Source organism: Streptobacillus felis (assembly GCF_001559775.1).
GTDB lineage: Bacteria > Fusobacteriota > Fusobacteriia > Fusobacteriales > Leptotrichiaceae > Streptobacillus > Streptobacillus felis.
Window position 1 is genome coordinate 130,260 of record NZ_LOHX01000152.1, and the last position, 23,707, is coordinate 153,966.

The 23,707-nt window shown below is 24.5% G+C and carries 30 protein-coding genes; 29 read left to right on the forward strand and 1 reads right to left on the reverse strand.

The window, feature by feature from the left end; genetic code table 11:
• Positions 1-91: 91 nt before the first annotated feature.
• Positions 92-442 carry a 50S ribosomal protein L19 gene (rplS, locus tag AYC60_RS03250; protein ID WP_067321249.1) on the forward strand — a complete coding sequence of 117 codons (351 nt, stop codon included), beginning with the start codon at positions 92-94 and terminating at the stop codon, positions 440-442.
• A gap of 68 nt (positions 443-510) precedes the next feature.
• On the opposite strand, the gene AYC60_RS03255 is transcribed toward rplS, so the two are convergent.
• Entirely contained in the window at positions 511-990 is a 480-nt protein-coding gene (locus AYC60_RS03255; protein ID WP_067321250.1) for a YbaK/EbsC family protein, read from the reverse strand.
• 150 nt (positions 991-1,140) lie between these two features.
• Between AYC60_RS03255 and mnmA the strand changes: the two genes are divergently transcribed.
• The 28 genes from mnmA to AYC60_RS03395 form a co-directional block, all read left to right on the forward strand.
• Positions 1,141-2,220, forward strand: a complete 1,080-nt coding sequence (gene mnmA, locus AYC60_RS03260) for a tRNA 2-thiouridine(34) synthase MnmA (protein WP_067321253.1) — start codon at positions 1,141-1,143, stop codon at positions 2,218-2,220.
• Positions 2,221-2,229: 9 nt separating this feature from the next.
• Positions 2,230-4,020: a hypothetical protein gene (locus AYC60_RS03265; RefSeq protein ID WP_067321255.1), complete on the forward strand. Its 1,791-nt coding sequence runs from the start codon at positions 2,230-2,232 to the stop codon at positions 4,018-4,020.
• 1 nt (position 4,021) lies between these two features.
• Positions 4,022-4,558: a hypothetical protein gene (locus tag AYC60_RS03270; RefSeq protein ID WP_067321257.1), complete on the forward strand. Its 537-nt coding sequence runs from the start codon at positions 4,022-4,024 to the stop codon at positions 4,556-4,558.
• Positions 4,533-5,801 carry a transcription antitermination factor NusB gene (locus AYC60_RS03275; protein ID WP_067321260.1) on the forward strand — a complete coding sequence of 423 codons (1,269 nt, stop codon included), beginning with the start codon at positions 4,533-4,535 and terminating at the stop codon, positions 5,799-5,801. The genes AYC60_RS03270 and AYC60_RS03275 overlap by 26 nt, the downstream gene beginning before the upstream one ends.
• Before the next feature lie 9 nt (positions 5,802-5,810).
• Entirely contained in the window at positions 5,811-7,541 is a 1,731-nt protein-coding gene (locus AYC60_RS03280) for an NUDIX domain-containing protein (protein ID WP_067321263.1), read from the forward strand.
• A gap of 14 nt (positions 7,542-7,555) precedes the next feature.
• Positions 7,556-8,119: an RNA methyltransferase gene (locus tag AYC60_RS03285; protein ID WP_067321266.1), complete on the forward strand. Its 564-nt coding sequence runs from the start codon at positions 7,556-7,558 to the stop codon at positions 8,117-8,119.
• 8 nt (positions 8,120-8,127) lie between these two features.
• Positions 8,128-8,529: a PTS-dependent dihydroxyacetone kinase phosphotransferase subunit DhaM gene (locus tag AYC60_RS03290; protein ID WP_067321269.1), complete on the forward strand. Its 402-nt coding sequence runs from the start codon at positions 8,128-8,130 to the stop codon at positions 8,527-8,529.
• 6 nt (positions 8,530-8,535) lie between these two features.
• Positions 8,536-9,183, forward strand: a complete 648-nt coding sequence (locus AYC60_RS03295; RefSeq protein ID WP_067321272.1) for a hypothetical protein — start codon at positions 8,536-8,538, stop codon at positions 9,181-9,183.
• A 2-nt stretch (positions 9,184-9,185) separates the two neighbouring features.
• Positions 9,186-9,677 (forward strand): ribosome maturation factor RimM, encoded by a 492-nt coding sequence (rimM, locus tag AYC60_RS03300; RefSeq protein ID WP_067321275.1) that lies wholly within the window; start codon positions 9,186-9,188, stop codon positions 9,675-9,677.
• Positions 9,678-10,415 carry a tRNA (guanosine(37)-N1)-methyltransferase TrmD gene (gene trmD, locus AYC60_RS03305; protein ID WP_067321277.1) on the forward strand — a complete coding sequence of 246 codons (738 nt, stop codon included), beginning with the start codon at positions 9,678-9,680 and terminating at the stop codon, positions 10,413-10,415. It abuts the gene before it with no gap.
• Between the two features lie 38 nt (positions 10,416-10,453).
• Positions 10,454-11,149 (forward strand): ankyrin repeat domain-containing protein, encoded by a 696-nt coding sequence (locus AYC60_RS03310; protein WP_067321279.1) that lies wholly within the window; start codon positions 10,454-10,456, stop codon positions 11,147-11,149.
• An 18-nt stretch (positions 11,150-11,167) separates the two neighbouring features.
• Entirely contained in the window at positions 11,168-12,877 is a 1,710-nt protein-coding gene (gene ptsP, locus AYC60_RS03315) for a phosphoenolpyruvate--protein phosphotransferase (protein WP_067321282.1), read from the forward strand.
• A 7-nt stretch (positions 12,878-12,884) separates the two neighbouring features.
• Entirely contained in the window at positions 12,885-13,202 is a 318-nt protein-coding gene (locus AYC60_RS03320; protein WP_067321285.1) for a hypothetical protein, read from the forward strand.
• A 1-nt stretch (position 13,203) separates the two neighbouring features.
• On the forward strand, positions 13,204-13,755 hold the full coding sequence (locus AYC60_RS03325; RefSeq protein ID WP_067321288.1) for a DJ-1 family glyoxalase III: 552 nt from the start codon (positions 13,204-13,206) through the stop codon (positions 13,753-13,755).
• 51 nt (positions 13,756-13,806) lie between these two features.
• A complete protein-coding gene (locus tag AYC60_RS03330) occupies positions 13,807-15,033 on the forward strand; it encodes an aminopeptidase (RefSeq protein WP_067321291.1) in 1,227 nt (408 codons plus the stop codon).
• Positions 15,034-15,142: 109 nt separating this feature from the next.
• Positions 15,143-15,418 (forward strand): co-chaperone GroES family protein, encoded by a 276-nt coding sequence (locus tag AYC60_RS03335; protein WP_197416936.1) that lies wholly within the window; start codon positions 15,143-15,145, stop codon positions 15,416-15,418.
• A complete protein-coding gene (gene groL / locus AYC60_RS03340; protein WP_067321297.1) occupies positions 15,411-17,012 on the forward strand; it encodes a chaperonin GroEL in 1,602 nt (533 codons plus the stop codon). Before AYC60_RS03335 ends, groL begins: the two co-directional genes overlap by 8 nt.
• Positions 17,013-17,020: 8 nt before the next feature.
• Positions 17,021-17,875 (forward strand): rod shape-determining protein MreC, encoded by an 855-nt coding sequence (mreC, locus tag AYC60_RS03345; RefSeq protein ID WP_067321300.1) that lies wholly within the window; start codon positions 17,021-17,023, stop codon positions 17,873-17,875.
• Positions 17,872-18,375: a hypothetical protein gene (locus AYC60_RS03350; protein ID WP_067321303.1), complete on the forward strand. Its 504-nt coding sequence runs from the start codon at positions 17,872-17,874 to the stop codon at positions 18,373-18,375. Before mreC ends, AYC60_RS03350 begins: the two co-directional genes overlap by 4 nt.
• On the forward strand, positions 18,375-19,022 hold the full coding sequence (gene recO, locus AYC60_RS03355; protein ID WP_067321306.1) for a DNA repair protein RecO: 648 nt from the start codon (positions 18,375-18,377) through the stop codon (positions 19,020-19,022). Before AYC60_RS03350 ends, recO begins: the two co-directional genes overlap by 1 nt.
• A 14-nt stretch (positions 19,023-19,036) precedes the next feature.
• Positions 19,037-19,501 carry a PTS sugar transporter subunit IIA gene (locus AYC60_RS03360; RefSeq protein ID WP_067321309.1) on the forward strand — a complete coding sequence of 155 codons (465 nt, stop codon included), beginning with the start codon at positions 19,037-19,039 and terminating at the stop codon, positions 19,499-19,501.
• Positions 19,502-19,509: 8 nt separating this feature from the next.
• On the forward strand, positions 19,510-19,974 hold the full coding sequence (gene nrdR / locus AYC60_RS03365) for a transcriptional regulator NrdR (RefSeq protein ID WP_067321312.1): 465 nt from the start codon (positions 19,510-19,512) through the stop codon (positions 19,972-19,974).
• Between the two features lies 1 nt (position 19,975).
• A complete protein-coding gene (locus AYC60_RS03370; RefSeq protein WP_067321314.1) occupies positions 19,976-20,350 on the forward strand; it encodes a septum formation initiator family protein in 375 nt (124 codons plus the stop codon).
• Between the two features lies 1 nt (position 20,351).
• Complete coding sequence (locus tag AYC60_RS03375; RefSeq protein WP_067321317.1) at positions 20,352-20,834, forward strand: hypothetical protein; 483 nt, start codon at positions 20,352-20,354, stop codon at positions 20,832-20,834.
• 7 nt (positions 20,835-20,841) lie between these two features.
• Positions 20,842-21,993 carry an ABC transporter permease gene (locus tag AYC60_RS03380; protein ID WP_067321319.1) on the forward strand — a complete coding sequence of 384 codons (1,152 nt, stop codon included), beginning with the start codon at positions 20,842-20,844 and terminating at the stop codon, positions 21,991-21,993.
• Between the two features lie 8 nt (positions 21,994-22,001).
• Entirely contained in the window at positions 22,002-22,661 is a 660-nt protein-coding gene (locus AYC60_RS03385; RefSeq protein WP_067321322.1) for an ABC transporter ATP-binding protein, read from the forward strand.
• A gap of 62 nt (positions 22,662-22,723) precedes the next feature.
• Positions 22,724-23,032, forward strand: coding sequence for a ribosome hibernation-promoting factor, HPF/YfiA family (gene hpf, locus AYC60_RS03390; RefSeq protein ID WP_067321339.1), 309 nt, complete (start codon positions 22,724-22,726; stop codon positions 23,030-23,032).
• A gap of 287 nt (positions 23,033-23,319) precedes the next feature.
• Positions 23,320-23,707 (forward strand): helix-turn-helix domain-containing protein (locus AYC60_RS03395; RefSeq protein WP_197416937.1); only part of this gene is annotated, 388 nt, incomplete at its 3' end.

Sequence of the window (23,707 nt, forward strand, 5' to 3'; positions counted from 1 at the left end):
TAAATTAAGCCAATATTCCGCTGTTTTTAGTGAAGCATAAATATATATGTGGAGAAAATACGAATGTTGTAGAAGGAAGGATGTGGATTTCTTGAAAGAGAAATTAATAGAGTTAGTAGAAAAAGAATACTTAAAAGCTGATTTACCAGAGTTTAAAGCTGGAGATACAGTTGCAGTACACTACACAGTAAAAGAAGGAAACAAAACTAGAATACAGGTTTTCGAAGGTGTAGTAATAAGAATAACTGGAGGAAGTATTCAAAAAAGCTTTACAGTAAGAAAGGTGTCTTCAGGAATTGGAGTAGAAAGAATTATACCAATTAACTCTCCATTAATCGATAAAATCGAAGTTAAGAAGATAGGTAAAGTAAGAAGAGCTAAATTATACTACTTAAGAGGATTAAGCGGTAAAGCAGCAAGAATTAAAGAAATTAGAAAATAAGTATATAAACCTAGCAAAAGCTAGGTTTTTTCTTAATTAAAAAGCCTAGAGATTATCTAGGCTTTTTACTATAATTCAATAAAATTAATTTTATGTCCAGTATGTTTAAAGAATTTTTCAAAATCTTTAAATTGTATATTTAATGTTTTAGTATTTATGAAAGGATGAGCTCCTATAGTAGTGTTGATATCAACAGCTGTATCAACTATTAAATTTATTTTATGTTCTTTATCAAATAAAAGACCAAAAGGTGTAAGTACTCCTGGTTCACAACCTGTTAGTTCTAACATTGTATCACTACTAGCAAATGATAGTCTTTTTTCTTCTAATTTTTCTGCTAAATCAGATAAGTTAAGTGATTTTTCATCATGTATTAATACTAAATAGATATTGTTTGTTTTTTTTGCTTTTAGTAGAAGATTTTTTACTTGTTGACCTTCTAATTCAAATAAATGATCCTTTACAGAAGATATTGCTTCATGTTCCAAAGTTTTGTATTTAATATTCATTTTATTTAATAATTCATATATCATTTCTTCGTTTCCCATAAAATTTTACCTCCATATTGTATATATATATAATAATAACATAAAAAAATATATTTTTAAAGTTAGTTTTACTGATTGTATTTGTTGCATTAAAGCTAAAAAATATTGTATAATATAAATAATGTAAAAATTTTGAAAGTAGGAATAAATATGAAAAAAAAGGTAGTACTAGGAATGTCTGGTGGGGTTGATTCTTCTGTTGCTGCTATATTACTTAAAGAGGCAGGATATGAAGTAATAGGTGTCTTTATGAAAAATTGGGAAGAAAAGGATGAAAATGGAGTTTGTATGGCTGATATAGATTATGAAGATGTTATAGCAGTTGCAGAACAACTTGAAATTCCATATTATTCTGTAAACTTTGTAAAAGAATATTGGGATAGAGTATTTGAATACTTTTTATCAGAATATAGATTAGCAAGAACACCTAATCCTGATGTTATGTGTAATAAAGAGATAAAATTTAAAGCTTTTTTAGATTATGCTAATAAACTTGGAGCAGACTATATTGCAACAGGACATTATGCTAGATTAACAACTAATGAAAAAGGTGAAAAAGTTTTATTAAGAGGAATAGATAATAATAAGGATCAAAGTTATTTTTTATGTGGCTTATCACAAAAACAATTAGAAAAAGTTTTATTTCCTATTGGTGAATATGAAAAACCAAAAATACGTGAGATTGCAGAAAAATATAATTTGAAAACAGCTAAGAAAAAGGATAGTACAGGTATTTGTTTTATTGGTGAAAGAAACTTTAATGAATTTCTATCAAAATACTTACCAGCACAAGATGGAGATATAGTAGATATTAATGGTAAAGTATTAGGGAGACATCATGGTTTAATGTACTATACTATAGGTCAAAGAAAAGGTATTGGACTTGGAAATACAAAGGAAGGTACTGGAGAACCATATTTTGTTGTAGATAAAAATGTTGAAAAAAATGAATTAGTTGTTGCACAAGGTGATGATAACTTACTTTATTCTAAGGGATTAATTGCTAATAACTTTAACTTTATAAATCAAATAGAACTTCCATATAGATGTACAGTAAAATTTAGATATAGACAAAATGATGTATCTGCTATTATAGATAAAGTAGGAGAAGATAAATATAAAGTAATTTTTGATGAAAAACAAAGAGCTGTAACACTAGGACAAATAGTAGTTTTATATGATGGTGAAAAATGTTTAGGTGGAGGAATAATAGACCAAATAATAAAGTAGGAGGGAATTATGTTCTGGAATTTGTTTAATAAAAAAGAAGAACAAGAAGTAGTAGTTGAAAAAGAAAAAATAAAAGTTTATGATGAAGAAAAAGGTCAAGAAGTAGTTGTAATAAAAGAAGACTGGATAAAAAAGTTTTTAATTCCAAAAATTGATCAAAATATTAATAACACAGAAATGTTGTATAATTTATTATTAGATGGGATAAATTATCAAGTTTATGAAGAATTACTTGAACCTACTTTAAAATTTAGAGAGATTGAAGAAAATTCAAAAAGATCTACAGAGTTATTAACAGAAATATATTTTAAGTCATCTGCATATAATGAAGTGGTAGAACTTTATGAGGAATACAAAGGAGAAATGAGTCCTATGATGTATTATTATCATTCTCTTTCATTACTTTATACAGGACTTGACTATGAATATGTAGAAATGATATTAGAAGGCCTATATTCATTCCCTAATAATGATTTATTAATAAAAGAATTTAAGGAAATATTCAAAAATAAAAGTTATGATATTCAAGATAAATATATGCAAACACTTTGTGAAATAGATGGGGCACATAAGATTTCAATATATTTTGCAAAAGTTGAATATAAAAATAATAATATTCTAAAAGCAAATGAATATATAGTTAAAGCACTAAATCATGCAAATTTTAGAACGGAAATTATGACAGAAATAACTAATTTATTATTTGAAAATAAACAATATATGGAGTTTGAAAATCATATTTTACCAAGATATTCAGTTGAAAATAAAGATATGCAATTTACAAAATTGGTATTGAGATTCTACAAAGAATTATTAAGGTATGAAGATGGTTTAAAATTAGTAAATGAATTATACATATATAGAAGAAACTATATCGGTATGATTAGAACTATTGCAAAATTTGAAGAAGAATATTTAAGAATTAAATTTAGAACTGAACACCCTGCAAGTTATGATGCTTTAATTAATGGTAAAAATATGGGAGAAGTAAAATATTTTAATATATCACATCCTATACATTACTATATTTTAAATAGAGATGAAAAATTATTGGTTGATAAAAGTTCTAAAAAAACAGTTATGTTTATACCTATTGCTACATCATTATTAGATAATATTTCTAAAAACGATGCAGATTTTATTAATTCATTATCTATATTACTTTTAGAAAAAGTATATAGATCAACTGATGTAAAAATCCAAATTACTTTAAGTAAGGATGATATTTCTATAAAAGAAAAAATAAGAGATTATTCAGATGATTTTTACGAAGGAATTTGTGAAACAAATCCACAATTAAAATACATAATTACAGGATTTTTAGAAGAAGAGAATCAAGGAACTAAATATTTGACTTTATATAGATATGAATGTGAGAAAAAGCAAAAAATAAAAATAATGTTACCTTTATTATTACAAAATAATGAAGTAGAAATATTAAACAAATATGTAGATGCAATCAAAGATTTCTTCTCTATAAGAGTATTTGATATACAATCTTCTTTTGAAAAAGAAGATATATATAACTGTGCTAAAAGATTAGGACTATTTTTTGATTTTGATGGTAATAATAATTTAAGAAAATGGAATTTATTATATCTATTAAACTACTACATTTCTAAGATAAAAAATGAAGACGAATTATTAATAGCTTTATCTATAATTCATTTTATGAATATATATGAAGTCGAGTATGATATGGATTATAAAAATATCTTTTATGAAAAGAATTTAAATATATATGATAATCCAGAAATAAGAAGATTAATAAATTTTGTTTTTGAAAATAAAGGACAATAATATGAAAGAAATAATAAAAAATAATAAATATAGATTATTATCTATAATAGTGGCATTTGTATATAATTTTATTGCAAGTAGACCCAATTCTAATTTATTGATGTTTATATCATCTTTAATCTTTATGCTTGCAATAACATACATAAATTTTGATTTCTTAGAAGTTATTGAAAGTAAAAGTAAAATAATTTTTACTTTATCTATTGTTAGTACTTTTGCAGCATATTTATTTGAGGCTATTTTTTCATCATCATTTTATTTAAATGATATGATAGTACAAAATTATTCTTTATCTGTAGTTGCATTTGTATTTAGGTTTATATATTTTATTTCAAATATAGTATTAATATTTCATATTTTGGATTTAAAAAAGAATAAATATTTATTTTTCTCAATATTTAATATATTTTTTTCAATTTGCCTATATATAGAGGTAATATCATTTTTGATCCCTGTATTTTTAATACTAGAGATAATAATATTAATAATAATAGAATATTTGGAGAAGAAAAATGAAAATAAAAAAAGATTTGATTAATCTATTAGATGAAGTAATAGAAAATAAAAAATATAGTAATTTACAATTAAAATATATTTTTGATAATAATACGTATAATAAAAAAGAAAAAGCATTTCTAAATAATATGTTAAATGTTACACTTAAGAATTTGATATATATAGATTATGCTATTTCTAAGCTTGCAAGAAGTGTTAAAAGAAAAACTAGGCAAATACTTAGACTAAGTATAGCTCAATTAATATATACTGATGCAGATGCTGCTGGAGTAATATATGAAGCAGTTGAATTAGGAAAAGAAGAAAATGTTTTTCAAGCTAATTTCATAAATTCTTTTTTAAGAAATTTTGAAAAGAATAAAAAAGATATATATGATTTAGCGCCTGATCATATTAAAATATCTTATCCATTATGGTTTTATGAAAAAGTTAAAAATCAATTTGGAGAAGATAAATACATAGATGTTTTAAATAGATATAAGGGAAAAAGCTTTTTTTCAGTAAGAGTTAATCATAATAACTTAAGTAAAGATGATTTTTTAGATTTATTAAAACTTGTAGATAGTGAAATATTGTGGAATGTATCAGATGTATATTATTTAAATAATAATAATATACTTAAAACGAAAGCATACTTAATAGGAGATGTAGTAATACAGGATGGTTCTTCTTTGTTAGTTGTAGATATGCTTTCACCGAAAGAAACAGATATAGTACTTGATGTAGCTGCTGCCCCAGGAGGTAAATCATTAGCTATATTACAAAAATACAGACCTAAAAAATTGATAGCAACAGATATACATGAGCATAAGGTTAAAATTTTAAAAGAGTTTGAAAAAGATTATCTAAATTTTGAAGCTAAATTAGCTGATGGTAGAACTTTTTCTGAAGGTATTTATGATAAGATTTTATTGGATGTTCCATGTTCTGGACTTGGAGTATTAACTAAAAAACCTGAAAAAGTATATGAAATTGATTTAAAAATAATAAAAGCAATAAAAAAATTACAAAAAAAAATATTTGATAATACATATAACCTTTTAAAACAAGGTGGAGAGATGGTATATAGTACTTGTACTATATTAGAAAATGAAAATACTAATAATGTATCATATTTTCTTGAAAAGTATAAAGATTTGGAAGTTGTAGATTATGAATTTCCCAAAGATGTAATAGTAATAAAGGATGAATTTGGTGGTAATTTAATTTCATATGAAAATAAATATTTAGATGGATTTTATATGATAAAATTTAAAAAAAAGTAGGTATTTAGTATGTACATAAACTTAGATGAGAGATTACAACTTATTTTAAATATGTTAAATGAATATGGTGAGGGATATTTAGTTGGAGGTGCATTAAGAGATATATTTTTAGGCCTAAAACCTAAAGATTTTGATATGGCTACAAATATACCTATGGAGGAACTATTACATATTCTTAATGAGTATAACCCTATTATTATTTCAGAAAAATATCAAGTAATTTCAATACAAGTTGATGAATTTAAAATTGAAATAGCAAGATTTAGGAAAGAAAGTGGAGTATTAGACGGAAGAAATCCAAAAAATTTTTACTTTGTAGAAAATATTGAAGAAGATTTAAGTAGAAGAGACTTTACTGTAAATGCATTAGCATACAATAATAATAAAGGATTAATAGATAAATATTCATCATTGAAAGATATTGAAAATTTAGAATTAAATATTATAGGTGAAGATAAAGTGTTAAGATTTGCAGAGGATAATACTAGAATTTATAGGGCTCTTTATTTGATTTCTAAATATAACTTTAAATTAAGTAATGAAACTAAAAATGCTATTTTAAGTTTTAAAAATCATAAAAAATTAAATGTAAGTATCAGTGGATTCGGGAAATTATTGGATAAAATTTTATTTGACAAATATTCATATAAATCACTTAAAATAATGTTGGAATGTAATTTATTTAAATCATTTATTCCTGAATTATCAACAAATAATTTAGATGATGAAACAATAAAAAAAATAATTAATATATATAATGTATATTGTAAATATAACGTATTTGAAGATAAAACAATAGGTTATGCTATTATATTTCTTTATTCGGGGAAAAAAATTGATGATGATTGCAAATATTTAGTAAACAGTATGGTTATATCTGAAACTTATTTGAAAAAAATTGGATTTAATATTACTGATATAATACTTGTAAAAAATCTAATTTATTATAGCAATATTATTAGTAGAACTATAAATAAAGAGACAGTTAAAAGAATGTTGTTTGAATTTAGAAATAATAAGAATGTTTCTAAACTACTAAATTTTATTTCTTTTATACATCATAATCAGAGTGACTATAATGAAGCTGTAAAGAAAACTTTAGAATTACTAGGCAGAATACAGGCTATATACTTTGAAGGAGAAGTTGTTTTTATAAATGACTTGGATATAAATTTAGTTGATTTATATAATATAGGATTAGATCTTAATATAAGTAAAGAATCTATAAGACAAGATATATATAAACAAGTAAATGAAGGTAAATTGAATAATAAAAAAGAAGATATAATAAACTATATAAAAGAAAGATATAGTATTAAGTACGATATAGATAAAGTATGTTCTTCTGGTGGTATAGTTTATAGAATTAATAAAGATAATAAAATAGAATTTTTACTTGTAAAAATACTTGGTGGTAATTGGGGATTTCCTAAAGGACATATAGAAGAAAATGAAACTGAGATAATGACAGCAATTAGAGAAATAAAAGAAGAAACAAATCTTGAAACTGTAATAGTTGATTCTGATAAATTTAAAAAAGATATATCATATATTACTAATATGGGTGAACTTAAATATGTAACATTTTTCATTGCAAAAGCTACTAGTCATAATGTTTTAATTGATTTAGGTGAAATTAGTGAATATAAGTGGTGTAATTATAATGATGCATTAAAAATAGTTACATATTCTTCTCAAAGAAGACTATTACAAGAAGCGAGACTATATATATTTAATTAATAGAAAGGATATTTATGAGAAATAATATATTTTTAGGTTTAGTACACTATCCTGTGTATAATAAAAATAGTGAAGTAGTAGCAACATCAGTAACAAACTTTGATATACATGATATATCAAGAACATGTAGAACTTATGATATTAATAAATACTTTATAATAACACCTGTAGATGCACAAAAGGAACTTACACAAAAAATATTAGGTTTTTGGCAAGAAGGTGACGGAATAGATTTTAATAAAGATAGAAATGAAGCTTTTGAGAATACATTATTATCAGATAGTATAGAAAAAAGCATTGAAGAAATAATTAAAATAACAGGTAAAAAACCAAAAATTGTAACGACTTCAGCTAGACTGTTTGAAAAAACTATTTCTTTTACAAATTTAGGTGAAAAAATATTTAATGATGATGAAGTATATCTAATTTTATTTGGTACTGGTTGGGGCTTAACTCAGGAAATTATGGATAGTTCAGATTATATACTTGAACCAATTAGAATAAATACTAAATATAATCATTTATCAGTAAGAGCAGCAGTAGCTATAATACTAGATAGATTATTAGGAGAAAAATAGGAGGCATAATGAAAAAAGAAACAGTAGGTATAGTTTTAGTTTGTCATAGTAATTCTATGACTGATGCATTTTTAGAATTTTGTAATGTATTAAAACAAGAAGATTTTGAATTATTAAATGGTGGTGGAACTAATTATGATACATATGGTACTACACCAGAAATAGTTGCAGATGTAATTAAAAAAGCAAATAGAGGTAAAGGAGTTTTAGTTTTAGTTGACTTTGGTAGTTCAATTAATGCTGTAAAAGGAGCTATTAAATTAATTAATAATGAAATAGATGTAGAAATAGCAGATTGTCCTTTAATAGAAGGTACTGTAAGTGCTATAGTAGCTAACGATGAAAATATGGATTTAAAAACTTTAAAAGCTATAGCAGAAGATAGTATTAATTTTAAGAAAATTAAGTGATACAATATGTTTATAGAGATTTTAAATACAATTTACAAATTAATAAAGAAAAATATTGCTTTTCTTGTTATATTTTTTATAGTAAATTTTTTCTTATTAAAATTTTCTTTATTAGAGAGTAGTAGTTTTGAATTAGTAATATTTTTAAAATTAATACAAAATATTATGTTAATAGGGTTAATAATATTATTATCTAAGAGTATGAAATATAAAATAAACTATAAAAGATCTTTAATATATTTTTTTGCGTATTCAATAATTGATTTACTACAAATATTTTTTCCTTCTATATTAACTATAGTTTTAATATTAAAAATGTTTTTAGTATTTTTCCCATATTTATATTTTGTTGAAAATTTAAATGTTAATGATTCAATAAAATATTCAATGAATTTATTCCGTGAACTATATGTAAATATATTACTTCTATTTATTAATTATTATACTATATTTACATTGTTCATATATTTTTACATCAGAAATGACATAGTTAAAATTGAGGATATAAATATCACTGTATTAGAAATGGTAAATAAATTAGGGAATAAATTACCATATATTTTAACAACAGACACTATGTTAAAAATAATAATGATAGCAGCAATATATTTTGCTTTTAAAATAAAGACTGAAAGAAAAGAAAACGAGGAATAATAATGGATGATTTAATATTAATTGGTACCATTACAGGTACTCACAGATTATTGGGGACTTTAAAAATAAATACTATATTCCCATTATTAAATGAAATAATAGGTAAAAATGTAATTATAAAAAATAATTTTAATGATATTAGAATAGTTAAAGTTGAAGAAGTTAAAGGTATTACAGATAAAAGAGCATTAATAGATGTAGATAAAATAAAAAATGTTAATGATGCAAAGGAATTAACAGGATATAAAATATATATAAGGCATGATTTAATTCCTGAATATGAGGAGGAAACAACTGTAATTGGATATTCTGTATTTGATATGGAGGATAATATAGGTGAAGTTGTAGATATTTTAGATACTGCAGCACATCCAATTTTAGTAGTCGAAAAAGAAGATAATGAAATACTTATACCTTTTATTGATGTTTTTGTATTAGAAATTTTAGATGAGGAAAGAAAAATAAAAGTTAAGTTATTAGAAGGAATGAGATAGATGAAAATTAGAATTTTGACCTTATTTAATGAGATATTTAATCTATATTTATCTCAGACTATAATGAAAAGGGCTGAAGATAATAATACTGAAATAGAAATAGTAAATATAAGAGATTTTTCAGATAATAAACATAAACAAGTTGATGACACTCCTTTTGGAGGTGGAGCAGGTATGGTTCTTAAACCTGAACCATTTTGGAAATATTTTAGTGAACTTAGAAAAAGTAAAATAAAAAAACCTTATACTATTTTTGTAACTCCACAAGGGAAAACATTAAATCAGGAAAAAATTATAGAATTATCAAAAATGGAAGATATTTGTATTATTTCAGGTAGATATGAAGGTCTTGATCAAAGGGTAATTGACAAATTTGTTGATGAAGAAATATCTATAGGAGATTATGTATTAAGTAGTGGAGATTTACCTTCTTTGGTACTAGTTGATGGAATAATAAGATTGAAGGAAGGAATAATAAAAAAAGAATCTTATGAAACAGATTCTTTTTATAACGGATTATTAGGATTTCCACAATATACAAGACCTCAAAAAATAGACAAATTTGAAGTTCCTGAAGTGCTTACATCAGGTAATCATAAATTAATTGAAGAATATAGAGAGTATATGTCTATATTAAAAACAATAAAAAATAGGCCTGATTTATTGGTAAGAAAAATGTCTGATAAAGAATTTTTAAATAAATATTTTAAATTTTTAAAGTTGATAGAAAAACACTAATGTGATATAATTAAATATAATGAAAAAGAGGTGAATGTATGAAAAAAATATATATATTACTCTTTTTGGTACTTTCTTCTTTTATTTTTTGTAAAGAAAATAATATTTTTATTTCTACACAAATGTTAGAATTAGAACAAAAAAAAGAAAATAAATTAAACGAATTTTTTAATGCAATAAAATTTTCAAACAATACTTTAGCTTATTCATTTATCAACGGTGAAGAAGAGAAAAGTATTAGTATTTATCCTGAAAATGCTTATGCACCAGGTTTTGGACCTGTAATAAAAAAAGGGATAGAAAAAGTAGATATTAATGCTAAAAATAAGTTAGGTGAATCTGCATTGATGCTTGCCATAGAATACGGTAATACATATATTCTAGAAGAGTTATTAAAAAATAATGTTGACTTAAATATTAAACATCATATTTTAGGTAAATATCCTCTGCATACTGCAATTTATTTTGATAATTTTGATGCAGTTAAGTTATTAGTTGAATCAAACCCTGAAATGGTTAATTTTCAAAATGATGTAGATGGATGGCATCCACTTGAAGATGCTGCATTAACTGGAAATTATGAAGTAACAAAATATCTGTTAGATCATGGTTCTAATCCTTTGCATAAAGATTTTAAAGGGAATAGTGCAATAGATTTAGCAGCAAATTTTGGTAAAGGTAATATAGTTAAATTATTGAGAGATAAAATTAAGGAAATAAGAAAAAATAAATAAAATTGGAGGAAAATTACTATGATGAGATTAACGGGTATTGGAGCTTCTGAGGGAGTTGCTATTGGTAGAGTTTATGTATTTCATGAAGAAGAAATCGTACTTCCTGAAGAAAAATTACTTACAGAGGAAACTTATGAATCTGAAATTATTAAACTAGAAGAAGCTATGAAAAAATCAAAAACTCAACTTATATCTATTAGAGAAAAAGTTAGAATTAAGATGGGTGATGATAAAGCTGATATCTTTGATGGTCATATTCTATTATTAGAAGATGAAGATTTAGTGGATGAAATTAAAAACAAAATAATGGAAGATGGTCTAAAAGCAGCGCATGCTTTAAAAGAGGGTATAGATGAATACTCATTAATGCTTTCACAATTAGATGATCCTTATTTAAGAGAAAGAGCAGCAGATTTCCAAGATATAGGTAAAAGATGGTTAAAAAACTTATTAAACATTAAAATAAGTGACTTAAGTAATTTAGAACCAGATACAATAATTATTACTAATGATCTTACACCTTCAGATACAGCTCAGTTAGATTTAAAAAATTGTAGAGGGTTTGTTACTGAAGTTGGAGGTAAAACAGCTCACTCAGCTATTATGGCAAGATCTCTTGAAATTCCAGCAGTAGTTGGTACTAAATCTATAATTAGTGAAGTTAAAGATGGTCAAAGAATAGTTATAGATGGAGAAAAAGGTGAAATATATATTGAACCTACAGATGCTATTATTAAAGAATATGAAAATATAAGAGAAGAGCAACAAAAAGCTAAATTAGAATTGAAAAAAATAAAAGATTTAAAACCTATTACTAAAGATGGACATGAAGTTGAAATTTGGGGTAATATAGGAAAACCAGAAGATATAGATGCAGTTATGGAAGCTGGAGCTACTGGTGTAGGACTTTATAGAACTGAATTCTTATTTATGAATTCAGATCATATGCCTACTGAAGAAGAACAATATAGAGCATATAGAGAAGTAGTAGAAAAAATGAAAAATTGTCCTATAACTATACGTACTATGGATATAGGTGGAGATAAAGAGCTACCTTATTTAGATTTACCAAAAGAAATGAATCCATTCTTAGGATATAGAGCTATAAGAATATCTCTTGTTCATAAAGATATGTTCAAAACACAATTGAAAGCAATATTAAGAGCATCAGCTTATGGTACAGTTAAAATTATGTATCCAATGATTACTTCAATAAATGAAGTTAGAGCAGCTAATGTAATATTAGAAGAATGTAAAAAAGAATTAGATGAAATTGGTAAGAAATTTGATAGAAATATTAAAGTTGGTATCATGATAGAAACTCCATCATCTGCAATTATTGCATATAAATTTGCAAAAGAAGTTGATTTCTTCTCAATAGGTACTAATGATTTAACTCAATATTTCTTAGCAGTAGATAGAGGAAATGAAATGGTTTCAGATCTTTATTCTGCATTTAACCCTGCAGTTTTAGAGGCAATACAAAAAGTTATAGATGCAGCACATGATAGAGGAATACCTATAAGTATGTGTGGAGAATTTGCTGGTAATAAACAAGCTACAGAACTATTATTAGGAATGGGACTTGATGCATTTAGTATGTCAGCATCATCTGTATTACAAGTTAAAAATAAAATATTAGAGTCAAATTATGCAGAAGCTCAAAAATATAGAGATTTAATTTTAAGTAAAAATACTCCAGAAGAAGTAGTTGATGCATTAAGATAGGAGTAGTATGAGAAAATTAAAAACAAAAAAAGAAGAAGTTAAAAATGAAATTTTAGATAAAAAAGAAAATAATGAAATAGATAATCTACCTTTTACTAAGCTTGATTATGTATTCTACTTTTTATTTTTTGTTGTTTCAGTTATAAATCAAACTCCAGTAAAATTAGTGTTGATAATGTCAGCTATATTTATAGCATCTGTAATTTTTAAAAGAATTTCAGATAAATTATCTATGGGATTTGTATACAGAATGTTTGTTTTTGCATTGTTATCATTAATTGCATGGCCAGTAAATGTATTAATTAAATATTTTGTAGGAGTTTAATATGAAGAAAATAGCAGTATTAATGTTTAATGGTGTGGAAGAAATAGAAGCACTATTTCCAGTTGATTTATTTAGAAGGGCAAATATACTTGTAGATACGGTAAGTATATATAATGAAAAAAAAGTAAATGGTTCTCATAATATTCAAATTTTAACTGACAAATTATTAAATGAAGTTGATTTTAACGAGTATGATTGTGTATTTTTACCTGGTGGTCCAGGAACAAAAGAATACTTTAATTCTCAAATACTTGAAGAAAAATTAGTAGATTACTACAATCAAAATAATTTAGTTGCTGCTATATGTGCAGCACCAATTTATATAGCTAAATTAGGTTTTCTTGAAAGTAAAAAATCAACGGTATTTAAAGGTTTAGAAATGGATTTAATAGAAAATGGAGCAATATATGAAGATGTTCCTGTTATAGAAGATCAAAATATAATAACAGCTAGGTCAGTTGCTGCAGCAAAAGAGTTAGGATTTGCAGTTATTGAATATCTATTAGGTGAAGATGATTTGAATAAATTAAAAGAACAAATAATAAATTATTAATATTGGGGATTACTGTTTACAGTAATCCTCTAATTTTAGAAAGAGGTAAAAATGGAATTTATTGAAAAATTAAAAAAATATGCAGAAACAGTAATTAAGATAGGCGCTAATGTACAAAAAGACCAATTAGTAGTGATAAGAGCATTAACTGAAAATAGAGAGTTTGTATATTTATTAAGTGAAGAAGCATATAAAGTAGGAGCAAGTGATGTACAAGTTATATGGAGAGATGATGTATTAGCAAGACAAAAATATAAATATGCTTCAAAAGAAACTTTAGAAGAAGTTAAAAGTTACATTGTGGATCAATATGATGATTGTGTTAAAAATAATGCTGTTTTCATATCGATAGTTGGTTCTGATCCAAATAATTTAGAAGGATTAGATCAAGAAAAAATTAAAGCTGGAACTATGGCAGTATCTAAATCAATGACTGGTTTAAGAAAAGCTTTAATGAGTGATGAAAATTCATGGGTTGTAATTGGTGCTGCAACAAAAGCATGGTCTAAAATTGTATTTCCTGAATTAAACGCAGAAGAAGCTGTAAGTAAATTATGGGAAACAATTTTTTATACAATGAGAATAGATGGAGATGCTGTAGGAAATTGGGAAAAACATATAGAAAACTTAAGTTCTAAAGCTAAATATTTAAATGATATGAAGTTTAAATATTTAAAATATACTAGTGAAAAAGGTACAAATTTAACTATAGAATTACCTAAGGGTCATATTTGGACATCAGGTAAGTCTTTAAATTCTAAGTGTGTTGAATTTACTGCTAATATGCCTACTGAAGAAGTATTTACTTTACCACATAAAGATGGAGTTAATGGAGTAGTTTATAGTACTAAACCATTAAATTACAGTGGAAATTTAATTGATGAATTTAAACTAGTATTTGAAAAAGGTAAAGTAGTAGACTATTCTGCAAAAAAAGGAGAAAGTGTACTTAAATCTTTATTAGAAACTGATGAAGGAGCCCTTTCTTTAGGAGAAGTAGCTTTAGTACCATTTGATTCACCTATATCTAATACTAATATTATGTTTAGTGAAACATTATTTGATGAAAATGCATCATGTCATTTAGCATTAGGTAGAGCATACCCAACATGTATAGAAGGTGGAACTACTATGAATGAAGAAGAATCTTTAAGAGCTGGAGTTAATAATAGCTTAGTTCATGAAGACTTTATGATAGGTGATGCCTCATTAAATATAGTTGGAATTACTGAAGATGGAAAAGAAATCCCTGTGTTTATAAATGGAAATTGGGCATAATATAGAAATAATGATATTTAGAGTAGTCTTAAGACTACTCTTTTTTGTTGATAATAATCACAATATATGGTATAATTTAAAGAAAATTTCACATAGAAAGGTGTATGAAATGGAAATAAAACCATTAGGTAATAGAATATTAATAGAAAAAGTGAAAACAGAGAAAAAAACTAGAAGTGGATTAATTTTAAGTGAAAATGTAGAAGCAGAAAATAACTTTGCTAAAGTAATAGAGGTCTCTGAAAAAATAGAAAAAAACATACAAATAGGTCAATATATTTTAGTTGATTTAGATAAAGCTATGGAAGTAAGATATGATGGTTTAATTAGATATATAATAAATGTAGAAGATGTTTATGCAGTTATTGGAGGGTATAATGAGTAAAATAATAAAATTTAATGAAGAAGCAAGATTAGCACTACAAAAAGGAGTAGATGTATTAGCAGATGCAGTAAAAATAACTTTAGGTCCTCGTGGAAGAAATGTTGTTTTAGATAGAGGTTATGGTGCTCCGTTAATTACTAATGATGGTGTAACTATAGCTAAAGAAATTGAATTAGAAGATTATACAGAAAATTTAGGTGCTCAACTAATGAAGGAAGTAGCTATAAAAGCAAATGATGTTGCAGGAGATGGTACTACTACTGCTACTGTTTTAGCACAAAGTTTAATTAAAGAGGGATCTAAGATGATACAAGCAGGTGCAAATCCTGTTTTTATAAGAAGAGGTATAGAAAAAGCTACTAAACTTGCAATAGAAAAATTAAGAGAAAGATCAGTTTCTATTAAAAATAATAGCGAAATAGAACAAGTTGCATCAATTTCTGCAGCTGATGAAACTGTTGGTAAATTGATAGCAGATGCTATGAAAATAGTTGGAGATAATGGAGTAATAACTGTCGAAGAAGCAAGATCTTTAGATACTACTATGGAAGTTGTTGAGGGAATGCAATTTGATAATGGGTATTTATCGCCATACATGGTTACAGATACAGAAAGAATGACAGTTGAGTTAGAAAATCCATATATATTATTAACAAGTAGAAAAATAAACTCTATGAAAGAGATATTAGGATTATTGGAAAAAGTTGTAGAAAGTTCTAGACCTTTATTAATAATAGCTGATGATATAGAAGGAGAAGCACTTTCTACTTTAGTTCTAAATAAAATAAGAGGAGCACTAAATGTTGTTGTAGTAAAAGCACCAGCATTTGGCGATAGAAGATTAGCTATGTTAGAAGATATAGCAATTTTAACTGGTGCAATAGTTATTTCTGAAGAAAAGGCTATGAAATTAGAAGAAGCGGATATAGATGACTTAGGATCTTCAAGAAAAATTAAAGTAACTAAAGATAAAACTATTATAGTAGATGGATTAGGAAATACCCTTGAGAGGGAAGAAAGAATTACACAAATAAAAGGTCAAATACTTGAGACAAAGTCAGATTATGATAGAGAAAAATTACAAGAAAGATTAGCTAAACTTTCTGGTGGAGTTGCTGTAATAAGAGTTGGTGCAGCTACAGAAACAGAAATGAAAGAGAAAAAAATGAGAATAGAAGATGCTTTAAATGCTACTCGGGCAGCTGTAGAAGAAGGTGTAGTTGCAGGTGGAGGTACAGCTCTAATTCAAATATACAAAGATATTAAAAAATTTAATATAGAAGGTGAAGAAGGAATAGGAGTTGAAATATTTAAAAAAGCATTATTTTCTCCTTTAAAACAAATAGCAATAAATTCAGGGGTTGATGCTGGTGTAGTATTAGAAAAAGTATTAAATTCAGATGTTAATTTTGGATATGATGCTTTAAAAGGAGAATATGTTAATATGTTTGAACGTGGAATAATAGATCCTACTAAAGTTACTCGTTCTGCAATACAAAATTCTTCTTCTATAGCTTCTCTATTATTAACAACTGAAGTTAGTGTAGTTACAAAGGAAGATAAAAATAATCAACAAATGCCAGGTATGTATTAGGTGATATAATGAGAAAGAAAAAAAACATTATAAAAAGATTCTTTTTATTTGGATTAATGTTATTGATTTTTTTTCTAAATAGAAATAGAATTTTTAATATTACTAAAGTAATGTTATCTGATATTAATTTTAAATTAGTAGACACCAAAACTTTAATTTATAATAGTTATATGAAGTATAATCAAAAATTAGATTATTTAAGAAATGTCAAAGAAAATGTAGATGAATTAGAAAAATTAAAATCAGAAATACAATTATTAACTGCAGAAAAAATGGAACTTCAAAAAATAGTAGAAGAAAATATAGAATTAAGAACTTATCTTGAACTTGAAAATACTGATAATAAAAATTTTGTAGTTGCAGAAGTAATACTTAAAGATAATTTACAAGATCAGGATATAATATATATTAATAAAGGTAAAAATCAAGGAATAACTGAAAATTCACCTGTAATATTAAATGGTAAATTAATTGGTAAGATTAATAAAGTTTCTGAAAAATATTCTGAAGTTTATTTATTGTCTAATCCTAATTTTAAAATGTCTGTAAATGTTAATAATATTTTTACAGGTATTATTCGTGGAAAAGGTTCTTTAAATTTTGTGATTAAGAATTTCAATGTTGAGAATTCGGAAAAAATATTTCAATTTGATATTGAAACTTCTGGAATTAGTGAACTTTATCCTAAGGGATTACCTATAGGAAGCTTTAGATTAGAAGATAAAACTAAACTTATAGATAATAAAGAACTTAATTTTACTATAAGTGATAGAATCATAGGAATAAATACTGTAGTAGTTTATCAATATGATAATAATAAATTGAAATTATTAAAGGAAATAGAAGGGGAAGAAAATAGATGAAAAAGTTATTAATAGTATCGTTGTTGTTTGTCAATATCTCTTTTTCTAAAACTTTTCAATTTTTACAACAAAATTTTAGTGCAGAAGTAATTGAGAATTTTTTGATAAATAATAAGAAAAAAATAAAAAAATATAAATTTGATTACACCCCTGACGTTGTAAAATTAGAAGTAATAGAACCAAAATTAAATAAAGGTGAAGTAATTACATACACGAGTGGTAAAAAAACATTATACTCACCTAAAATTAAACAAACAGTACAACAAAAATTAAGTAATGAAGATAGTTCTATTTATTCAATATTAGAGGAATTATCTAAAATGGATAAAAAAGAAACTTATGAGAATAAAAATAAGAAATATATATTTGAAAATGATATTTTAATAGAAATAATAGCAGACAAATACAGTATTAAAATTAAGGAATATATTGGAAATAAACCGAAAAAAATACAGTATATTTCTAATACAGTAACTCTTGAATATTTGATTAATTACTAATGAAAATTATAAATGATGTTGCTATTATTTTAAATAAAAAAGAAATATCGGGAAGTAGCATTTTAGTTACATTATTTACCAAAAAACATGGTAAAGTATCGGCAATAATATTTAATGCCAGAAATTCTAAGAAAAAGCATTTAGCATCTTTAATGCCATTAAGTATTTCAGATGTTGAAATAGAAATAAAAAATAGTTCAAAAATAATTACAAATAGTATATTACAGCATAGTTTTCAAAATTCTATGAATAAAATTGAAAAATTACAACTATTATTCTATATAGCTCATTCTTTAAATCAAGTATTAGAATTTGATAATCCAGATGAGGAATTATATAATAAAAGTATAGAGATTATTCAATATATAGATGCTTTAGATAATGAATTAATTGAAAATATAGATTTTGAAAGATATATTTTGATTACTTTTTTAAGAAGATTAATGGTAGTTTTAGGAATATTTGATCTTAATCAATTAGTTAATCAATATGATTTACTTAATCAATATAATGATTATGTTGAATATTCAAAAACTAGCGTTTTAAATAATCCAAATAGTTTAATTACATTGTTAAACTGCTTTGAAGGGTATATTAATAATTATTTCGAAATAAAATTAAATTATAAAAAAATATTGATACTTTAATGAAGGAGATAGAGATGAAGACTAATTACATATTCGAGAAAATATATGTAGATGGAATTAACTTAAATTTACAAGCAAAAAATAAAAATGCATTATTAAAAGAAATGTTTAAAGGTTTAGAAAATAATGAAAATATTATAAACAAAGAAAAAGCATTTGAGGATTTATTAGAAAGAGAAGTTTTAGGTACTACTGGAATAGGAAGAGGAGTTGCTATCCCTCATGCAAAAACGGACGCAGTTAAGGATATAATAATTACAGTTGGTGTAGTTAAAGATGGAATAGAATATGAAGCAGTAGACGAAGAAAAAGTAAATACTTTATTTATGTTTTTATCTCCAGTTGAATTAAGTAGAGAATATTTAACAATATTAGCAAAAATTTCTAGATTTTGTCAAAGTGAAAATTTTAGAAAAAAACTTTTAGAATGTGAAAGTAAAGAAGAATTAATTGATTTAATAAAGAGTAAGGAAGTTTAGGGGTTATTATGAAGTGTCCATATTGTGGTGATAAAGAAACTAGAGTAGTTGATAGTCGTTCATATAGTGATGGGAATTCTATAAAAAGAAGACGTCAATGTGATATTTGTAATAAAAGATTTAATACTATAGAAAAGATATTTAATTTACCTATAGTTGTAATTAAAAAAAATGGTGAGATAGAAGAGTTTGATAGAAATAAGGTATATCAAGGTATTATAAGATCTCTTGTGAAAAGAACTTATGTTCAAAATAAAGTTGATGAGATGATAGATGAGATAGAAAGAGATATATTAACTAATTATGATGGAAAGATTAATAGTAATAGATTAGGTGATATGATACTTGAAAAATTATTTCTTTTTGATGAGGTTGCTTATATTAGATTTGCGTCGGTATATAATAAGTTTGAAAATTTAGATAGTTTCTTAAATACGATAAAAGAAGTTAAAAAAAGAAAAGAGAAGAGATAAAATGAAAAAAAAACTATATACAATATTATTTATTTTTCTGTTTTTCTTAATATTTACTACATTATTATTTAGAATATATAATAATATGAAATTAAGTAGAGAAATGAATATGAAGTTAACTGAAAGTACTGAAAAATATGAAAAATTAAAACAAGAAAAGGAAAAACTTCAGAAAGAATTAGAAGAATCTAGAAAAGGTATTAATAAAGAAAAATTTGTTAGAGATAATCTTAATATGAAAAAAGAAGGAGAAAGAATATATAAGATAGTTAATAATGAAGAAGAAAAAAATGAAGAAAATTCTAAAGTTGATGTAGAAACTGATAAAGAAGAAAATACAAAAACTGACAAAGAGAATAAAGAAAACGGAGAATAATATGTATAATTTAAAAGATAAAATAAATGAAGTCAAAATAATTAATCCTGATGAAAAAGTTAAATATAGGCTTTCTAATACATATTTTTTTAGAAGTTTTGTATTAGCAGGTATAATAATGTTTACCATATTTTATGTAGGTAAAGATATATTAAGTAGTGAATTTTCAAAAGATTATGTATACTTAATAATAGTATTAGGATTATTTGTATATATTATATTTCATCTATATACTGTATTTAAATTTAAAATTATTGTAGATAAAAATAATATTATTGATGATAAAAATAAATTGTTAGTTAAAGATATTACTAAATTAAGTATAAGAGTAATGAAAATTTCAAATAAAATTAATGAAAATTGTCTAGTTATTACTACTAAAGACAATAAAGAATATGTATACAGATTAAATATTAATAATAAATTTAAGTTTATTAAACAAATTTCTTTATTATCAAATAATGAAGTAATAATAGAGGGGTAGAGTTTAAATGATAGAATTTTTTATAGCAAAAAGACATATTATTGAAAGAAAATTTCAATCAATAGTTTCCATATTAGGTATAGCAATTGCATTAACTGTTTTTGTTGTCTCTCTTGCTATTTCTAATGGATTAAAGAATAATATGTTGAATTCACTTCTTTCACTTTCACCACATGTTAGTGTAGATATTTATCAAGACTATCAGGAACAATATCTTGATATTAGTAAAGAATTTGAACAATATGACATAAAGAAAATTAATTATAGATTACAAGCTCAAGGATTAGTTAGTGTAAACGGATACTCTACATCTACATTAATTATAGGGACTAAACTAGAGGATTTAGATATAAATATAGTTGAAGGTAAAATAGAAAGTAATGAACTAACATCAGTATTAGTGGGTAATGAATTTTTAAAAAAAACAGGTACAGTTTTAGGAGATGAAATTACGGTTTTAACATCAGAAATGAGGGAAATTAAAGCTAAAATATCTGGTGTATTTAAAACAGGTTTTTATAATTATGACTCAGATTTATTATTATTTCCACTTGAAACTCTTCAAATTTTAGAAGAAAGAGGAGAAGTGGTATCAACCGTTTCTATTTTAGTGGATAATCCAACTAATATAGAAAAACTAGATATTTTGGTTAGGGATATAAATGAAAATTATGGAGATAAAGTTTTTGCAAGAAGTTGGAGTATGGATAATCAAAGTTTATTAAGTGCAATAAATTTTGAAAAATTTGTATTAGTTTCAATACTAAGTTTAATAATATTAATTGCATCTTTTGCAATATCTGTAATTTTAAATATGATAGTAAGAGAGAAAATAACTGATATTGGGATTTTGAAAGCAACTGGATATAATGACAGGAATATTTTAAAAATATTTCTATTTGAAGGTCTAATAATAGGAATAGTGGGAATGATAATATCTATATTACTTTCACCATTAATAATAATATTTTTAAGAATAATATTTAAATATTATGTGACAACTACTTATTATTTAGATACATTACCTATAAGAATTAGTATAGTTGAAATGATAATTATCTATTTTATATCATTTATACTTATACTACTATCAACTATACTTCCTTCTATTAAGGCATCAAAAATGAATCCAACTGAAGCAATAAAATATAATAATTAGGAGTAAAAATGCTTGAATTAAAAGATGTAGGTAAAACATATGTAACTAAAGCTGAAAAAATAGAAGTATTAAAGGATATAAATTTTAAATTTGAAAATGGTGATTTTTTTTCTATACAGGGTAAATCTGGTAGTGGTAAGACAACTTTATTAAATATTTTAGGATTACTTGATTTTCCAACTGAGGGTGAAGTATTTATAGATGGAGAAAAAGTACTGAATAATAAATTGACAGATTTAAGAAGGAAAAAAGTTGGTTTTGTTTTTCAATTTCACTATTTATTAAATGAATTTACTGCACTAGAAAATGTGATGATACCAGCATTAGTTGATGGTAAAAATAGAAAAAAAGAAATAGAAGAAAAAGCAAAAAAAATATTAGAAGAGGTTGGTTTAAAAGAAAGAATTAATCACAAACCAAATGAACTTTCAGGTGGAGAAAAACAAAGAGTTGCTATTGCGAGAGCTTTAATAAATGAACCTGAAATTATTCTTGCTGATGAACCTACAGGAAATTTAGATTATGAAACTAGTAATTTGATTAATGAACTATTTGTGAATTTAAATAAAAAAGGGCAAGGAATAATAATAGTTACTCATAGTATAGAGCTAGCTAATTTGGCCAAAGTAAAATATAAGATAGAAAATGGTAAATTAAAACAAATTTAAACTTGAAAAAAAAGATTTTGAGGGTATAATATAGTAAGGAAGCAATGAAGGGAAGTGCTATTATGAAAATAATTATTAGTGGTAAACAATTAGAAATGACAGAACCTATTAAGGAATATGTTGAAAGTAAAATTTCCAAAATTACTAAGTATCTAGAAAATATTAATGAAACTCATGTAACATTAACTGTTGAACCTACAAAATCTGAAGGTAAAATATATAAAGCAATTGCTACAGTTTATGCACCAAATAAAACACTTAGACAAGAAGAAAGTGATCCAGATTTATATGCTGCTATAGATAATTTATCATCAGGATTAGAAAGACAAGTTAGAAAATATAAAGAAAAAATGAAAGATAGAACAGAATAAAATATTGTATTATTTAATTCCTCAAAACTATTGTTTTGGGGAATTTTATTTTTAAATAGGTAATGTTTACAATGAAATGCACACAATAAAAAATATGGACTAAATACCATAAATACAGGATTTTAATCTTGTTTGGTATATGGTCCATTTTTTGATTTCATTGACACAATAGCTATAACTTTTTAAAATAGGTGTGTTGGAATAATATTTTGTTCTACATTTTTAGGAGCAAATGCACAATTTTTTTTAAATGAAATGCACAAAATTAACTAAGAATGGAGATAAAAATGCAATTAAAAATTAATGATAGAATTAAAATTGAAATGTATTTAAGAAAAGGTAAATCAATAAAATATATTTCAGAATTAATAGGGGTTTCTTATCACACAATACTTAGAGAGATTACCAATAGAAGGGTACTAAAATTTAATTCTAGATTACCATATGGACATATTTCAACAATTGATGAACATAATTGTGACATATTAAAGAAACAACCTGTAGTTTGTAATAAGTGCCCTAGATTTCATAAAAATAATTGTACCCATGATTTTGTTGTTTATGATTCTATTAAGGCTAATGAAATATATTTAGAAGGTAAAAAGAAAAAAAGTACACCAAAAAGAGATAAATTTCTTAAATTAGTTGAAAAATATATAAAAAGAGGTCAACCAA

Bases quoted from the DNA above. Each gene is read 5' to 3' on its own strand.
- AYC60_RS03255 (WP_067321250.1), bottom strand. From the start codon at position 990: ATGGGAAACGAAGAAATGATATATGAATTATTAAATAAAATGAATATT.
- mnmA (WP_067321253.1), top strand. From the start codon at position 1,141: ATGAAAAAAAAGGTAGTACTAGGAATGTCTGGTGGGGTTGATTCTTCT.
- AYC60_RS03265 (WP_067321255.1), top strand. From the start codon at position 2,230: ATGTTCTGGAATTTGTTTAATAAAAAAGAAGAACAAGAAGTAGTAGTT.
- AYC60_RS03270 (WP_067321257.1), top strand. From the start codon at position 4,022: ATGAAAGAAATAATAAAAAATAATAAATATAGATTATTATCTATAATA.
- AYC60_RS03275 (WP_067321260.1), top strand. From the start codon at position 4,533: ATGAAAATAAAAAAAGATTTGATTAATCTATTAGATGAAGTAATAGAA.
- AYC60_RS03280 (WP_067321263.1), top strand. From the start codon at position 5,811: ATGTACATAAACTTAGATGAGAGATTACAACTTATTTTAAATATGTTA.
- AYC60_RS03285 (WP_067321266.1), top strand. From the start codon at position 7,556: ATGAGAAATAATATATTTTTAGGTTTAGTACACTATCCTGTGTATAAT.
- AYC60_RS03290 (WP_067321269.1), top strand. From the start codon at position 8,128: ATGAAAAAAGAAACAGTAGGTATAGTTTTAGTTTGTCATAGTAATTCT.
- AYC60_RS03295 (WP_067321272.1), top strand. From the start codon at position 8,536: ATGTTTATAGAGATTTTAAATACAATTTACAAATTAATAAAGAAAAAT.
- rimM (WP_067321275.1), top strand. From the start codon at position 9,186: ATGGATGATTTAATATTAATTGGTACCATTACAGGTACTCACAGATTA.
- trmD (WP_067321277.1), top strand. From the start codon at position 9,678: ATGAAAATTAGAATTTTGACCTTATTTAATGAGATATTTAATCTATAT.
- AYC60_RS03310 (WP_067321279.1), top strand. From the start codon at position 10,454: ATGAAAAAAATATATATATTACTCTTTTTGGTACTTTCTTCTTTTATT.
- ptsP (WP_067321282.1), top strand. From the start codon at position 11,168: ATGATGAGATTAACGGGTATTGGAGCTTCTGAGGGAGTTGCTATTGGT.
- AYC60_RS03320 (WP_067321285.1), top strand. From the start codon at position 12,885: ATGAGAAAATTAAAAACAAAAAAAGAAGAAGTTAAAAATGAAATTTTA.
- AYC60_RS03325 (WP_067321288.1), top strand. From the start codon at position 13,204: ATGAAGAAAATAGCAGTATTAATGTTTAATGGTGTGGAAGAAATAGAA.
- AYC60_RS03330 (WP_067321291.1), top strand. From the start codon at position 13,807: ATGGAATTTATTGAAAAATTAAAAAAATATGCAGAAACAGTAATTAAG.
- AYC60_RS03335 (WP_197416936.1), top strand. From the start codon at position 15,143: ATGGAAATAAAACCATTAGGTAATAGAATATTAATAGAAAAAGTGAAA.
- groL (WP_067321297.1), top strand. From the start codon at position 15,411: ATGAGTAAAATAATAAAATTTAATGAAGAAGCAAGATTAGCACTACAA.
- mreC (WP_067321300.1), top strand. From the start codon at position 17,021: ATGAGAAAGAAAAAAAACATTATAAAAAGATTCTTTTTATTTGGATTA.
- AYC60_RS03350 (WP_067321303.1), top strand. From the start codon at position 17,872: ATGAAAAAGTTATTAATAGTATCGTTGTTGTTTGTCAATATCTCTTTT.
- recO (WP_067321306.1), top strand. From the start codon at position 18,375: ATGAAAATTATAAATGATGTTGCTATTATTTTAAATAAAAAAGAAATA.
- AYC60_RS03360 (WP_067321309.1), top strand. From the start codon at position 19,037: ATGAAGACTAATTACATATTCGAGAAAATATATGTAGATGGAATTAAC.
- nrdR (WP_067321312.1), top strand. From the start codon at position 19,510: ATGAAGTGTCCATATTGTGGTGATAAAGAAACTAGAGTAGTTGATAGT.
- AYC60_RS03370 (WP_067321314.1), top strand. From the start codon at position 19,976: ATGAAAAAAAAACTATATACAATATTATTTATTTTTCTGTTTTTCTTA.
- AYC60_RS03375 (WP_067321317.1), top strand. From the start codon at position 20,352: ATGTATAATTTAAAAGATAAAATAAATGAAGTCAAAATAATTAATCCT.
- AYC60_RS03380 (WP_067321319.1), top strand. From the start codon at position 20,842: ATGATAGAATTTTTTATAGCAAAAAGACATATTATTGAAAGAAAATTT.
- AYC60_RS03385 (WP_067321322.1), top strand. From the start codon at position 22,002: ATGCTTGAATTAAAAGATGTAGGTAAAACATATGTAACTAAAGCTGAA.
- hpf (WP_067321339.1), top strand. From the start codon at position 22,724: ATGAAAATAATTATTAGTGGTAAACAATTAGAAATGACAGAACCTATT.